Source organism: Vibrio sp. 10N.222.49.A3 (genome assembly GCF_041475145.1).
GTDB lineage: Bacteria > Pseudomonadota > Gammaproteobacteria > Enterobacterales > Vibrionaceae > Vibrio > Vibrio tasmaniensis_A.
This window is the reverse complement of the sequence record NZ_JBFRVM010000161.1, coordinates 1-289: the sequence shown is the minus strand read 5'-3', so window position 1 is coordinate 289 and position 289 is coordinate 1. Positions and strand designations below refer to the sequence as shown.

The following is a 289-nucleotide window of genomic DNA, read 5'->3' as shown; positions in this document are numbered from 1 at the left end:
CTGTCTTTTCGCAAAGTCCTTTAAAACCCCCGATGCCACCTTAAACATACCGTTATATGTCGCTCTAGGTTGATGTCTTGCTAAGACTCTTAGTTGATACGGCAAAGTGAAGGTCACCATGAAATAGTGAACAGGTAACCGCTTTTGCTGCTGACGTTGTAGCCAGTCAGAAGTGGTGCGTTGTTGGCATTGAGGGCAGTGTCGGTGACCACAAGAAAGCGGTAATCGGTCGTCGTGATGACAGTGACTGCAAAACCATTGTGACCGACCTTGTTGCTCTGTTTTACAA

Annotated in this window: 1 protein-coding gene; it reads right to left on the bottom strand. The window is 46.7% G+C overall.

The window, feature by feature from the left end; translation table 11 throughout:
- On the bottom strand, positions 1–289 hold a 289-nt coding region (locus AB4589_RS21090; RefSeq protein ID WP_372101628.1), incomplete at both ends, for a transposase zinc-binding domain-containing protein.